Origin of the sequence: Mycobacterium sp. (assembly GCF_049281135.1) — a bacterium.
Taxonomy (GTDB): domain Bacteria; phylum Actinomycetota; class Actinomycetes; order Mycobacteriales; family Mycobacteriaceae; genus Mycobacterium.
Genome location: NZ_JBAPRN010000621.1, coordinates 1 through 3,087, shown reverse-complemented (window position 1 = coordinate 3,087; position 3,087 = coordinate 1). Strand labels below are relative to the sequence as shown.

Genomic DNA, 3,087 nt, shown 5'->3' with positions numbered 1-3,087 from the left:
ACGATCAGCCGGCCGGCGACGGGGCCCGCCCCCAGCCCGAGGCTGGCCCACGAGGTCCCCGCCTCGCTCAAGCAACTCTGGACCGCCCCGAACGCGCCGACCGACCAGCCTGTCGTGGTCGCCGGAACCGTCGTCACCGCCGACGGTCGTACGGTGCAAGGGCGCGATCCGGTCACCGGTCAGGTGCGATGGACCTATTCGCGCGACAGCGAGCTGTGCGGGGTGGCCGGGGCCTACCGCTTCGCGGTCGCGGTCTATCGCGACGATCGGGGGTGCGGTCAGGCCAGCACGATCGAGGGATCCGACGGAAGCCGCGGGCCCGCCCGCACCAGCTATGCCGACAAGCGGGTCACCCTTTCCTCCGACGGCATCACGGTGTTGTCCGCCGGCGATACCCGCCTCGAGCTGTGGCGCTCGGACATGGTCCGGATGCTGTCCTACGGCGAGATCGACGCGCGGATCAAGCCGTCGTCGAAGGGCTTGCACACCGGATGCCGATTGACGTCGGCGGCGGCCAGCTCGTCGGCGGTGTCGGTGTTCGAGGCGTGCGGCCGGCAACCCGACCTGCGGCTCAAGCTGTTGCGTCCGGCCAAGGAAGAGGACGAACCCGAACAGCGCGACGTGCCCGAGCCGGGCATCGGCGTGGATTCCGGCGCCCGGGTCCTGGCGCTGGCCGAGACCAGGACGGCCGTCTACCTGCCGGCGCCGCAGCCCAGGGTCGACGTCATCGACGAATCCGGCACCACGGTGGGAAGCACACTGCTGCCCAAGCCGCCGTCGTCGTCCAGTGTGGTGTCCCGCCCCGGCAACCTGATCACCTGGTGGACCGGCGACAGGGTGCTGGTCTTCGATTCCGCGAACCTGACCTACCGCTACGCGATCGGGCCCGCCGGCTCGTCTGTCCCGCTGGGTCCGGCGACCATGATGGCGGGCAAGTTGCTCGTCCCGGTTACCGATGGCATAGCCGTTTGCGATCCGGTCACCGGCGTCGGCGAAGGCTTCCTGCCGGTGCAGCGGCAGCCGACGAACTCGGCGGTGATCCCCGCCGTGGCGGGTTCGCAGCTGCTCGAGCAGCGCGGCAACACCCTCGTCGCGCTGGGCTGACTACGCGTCGATGCTGAACGTCGGCAGCGCCTTGCCTGACTTCCAGTGCTTGAGCAGCGCCTGAGCCAATTCCTGGTAGGCGGATGCGCCCTTGTTCTTGCGTGCGGCGAACACCGACGAGCCCGACGCGCTGGCTTCGGCGAAACGCACCGTGCGCGGGATCGGCGGCGCCAGTACCGGCAGGTCGTAACGATCGGCGACATCGAGCAGCACGTCGCGAGTGTGGGTGGTGCGCGGGTCGTACAGCGTCGGCAGCGCACCCAGCAGCCGCAGGCCCGGATTGGTGATCTGCTGGACGTCGTTGACCGTGCGCAGGAACTGTCCGACGCCGCGGTGCGCCAACGTCTCACACTGCAGCGGCACGATGACTTCGTCGGCGGCGGTCAGCCCGTTCAGGGTGAGCACACCCAGCGACGGCGGGCAGTCGATCATCACGACATCGAACTCGTCGCCGAGTTTGTCCAGTGCGCGCTTGAGCGCGTACTCGCGTCCGGCCCGCATCAGCAGCATCGCCTCCGCGCCGGCCAGGTCGATGTTCGCCGGCAGCAGCGTCATTCCCTCGGCGGTGTCCACCAGCGCCGCATTGGGCTCCACCTCGCCGAGCAACACCTCATGCACCGAAACCGCCAACTTGTCCGGGTCCTGGCCTAGCGAAAACGTCAGACATCCCTGCGGGTCCAGGTCGATGAGCAGCACTCGCCGGCCCGCTTCCACCATCGCGGCACCCAACGACGCGACCGTCGTCGTCTTGGCCACCCCGCCCTTCTGGTTGGCCACCGCCAGCACTCGGGTCCCCTTCATCAGACGCCTCTCCCCCTATGTCTCCTGCTGGCGGTTAACAACTGCCATCCTGGCACCAACAGCATGGTGCCCGCGCGCGGATGGCCATGTGTGTCAGGCAGAATCGGTCAGCATGGGCGTCGAGAGCCATCGGCTGGTGTTGTTACGCCACGGGGAAACCGAGTGGTCGCTGTCCGGGCAGCACACCGGATGCACCGATATCGACCTCACCGACAACGGTCGCGCCCAGGCCGTCGCCGCGGGTCCCACGTTGACCGACCTGCGCCTTGACGATCCAAAGGTGATCAGCAGCCCGCGCCGGCGCGCGGTGGAGACTGCCGAACTGGCCGGCCTGACCGTCGACGAAAAGTCCGAGCTGCTCGCCGAGTGGGATTACGGCTCCTACGAGGGCCTGACGAGCGCGGAGATTCACAAATCCCATCCCAGTTGGTCGATCTGGACACACGGCGGCCCGGACGGCGAATCCGTCGCGCAAGTCAGCGAGCGCGCGGACCGGGCCGTCGCTTTGGCATTGGAACTGATGGCGACGCGTGATGTGGTGTTCGTCGGGCACGGCCACTTTTCGCGCGCCGTCATCACCCGCTGGGTGCAGCTGGCACTCGTCGAGGGCAGCCGCTTCGGTATGGGCCCCGCCTCGGTCGCGATCGGCGGGTTCGAACACGGGATCCGCCAGCTGAGCGCGCTGGGGCTGCCCCGTCCTTATGACGACTGACCCGCCGTTTGTGCTGTGCGGGCCGGCCGGCGTGCTGATCGCCGACGGCGTACACGCCTGCTATCCCGACGTGGCCAGCGCACAGTCGGCATTGCGATCAGGTTCAGCGTCAATAGTGTTGGGCGCGTTGGCTTTCGACATCAATGGGCCAGCGGCCCTGATGACGCCACACTCGGTGCGCCACGCCGATCAACTGCCCGACTGGCCGACCGGGCCGCTGCCCCCGGTACACATCGCCGGGTCGATTCCTGCGCCCGACGAGCACCGCGACCGGGTTCGGCGGGCGTGCGATGTGCTGACCGCCGCGGGCAGCACGCTGCAGAAGGTGGTGCTGGCCCGCGCGTTGCGACTGGCCGCCGATGCCCCGCTGGACGCCCGGATGATCCTGCGCCGGTTGGCCGACAACGACGCGGCCGCCTACGGCTACCTGGTCGACCTGTCCGCGGCCGGCGAACCGTATGCGGGTATGG

At 68.8% G+C, this 3,087-nt stretch carries 3 protein-coding genes and 1 pseudogene; 3 read left to right on the top strand and 1 reads right to left on the bottom strand.

What is annotated here, in order from left to right:
• Window positions 1-1,104: hypothetical protein (locus WAN02_RS24500; RefSeq protein ID WP_422267256.1), on the top strand; the 1,104-nt coding region annotated here is incomplete at its 5' end.
• Here WAN02_RS24500 and WAN02_RS24495 read toward each other — a convergent pair.
• Window positions 1,105-1,905, bottom strand: coding sequence for a ParA family protein (locus WAN02_RS24495; protein WP_422267254.1), 801 nt, complete (start codon window positions 1,903-1,905; stop codon window positions 1,105-1,107).
• Window positions 1,906-2,017: 112 nt separating this feature from the next.
• On the opposite strand from WAN02_RS24495, the gene WAN02_RS24490 reads away from it, so the two are divergent.
• Entirely contained in the window at window positions 2,018-2,617 is a 600-nt protein-coding gene (locus tag WAN02_RS24490; RefSeq protein WP_422267252.1) for an acid phosphatase, read from the top strand.
• A pseudogene (locus WAN02_RS24485) lies at window positions 2,607-3,087 on the top strand (isochorismate synthase); the annotation flags it as partial. The gene WAN02_RS24490 and the pseudogene WAN02_RS24485, both read left to right, overlap by 11 nt.

Coding starts and splice junctions, on each gene's coding strand:
- WAN02_RS24495 (WP_422267254.1), bottom strand. CDS start 1,905: ATGAAGGGGACCCGAGTGCTGGCGGTGGCCAACCAGAAGGGCGGGGTG.
- WAN02_RS24490 (WP_422267252.1), top strand. CDS start 2,018: ATGGGCGTCGAGAGCCATCGGCTGGTGTTGTTACGCCACGGGGAAACC.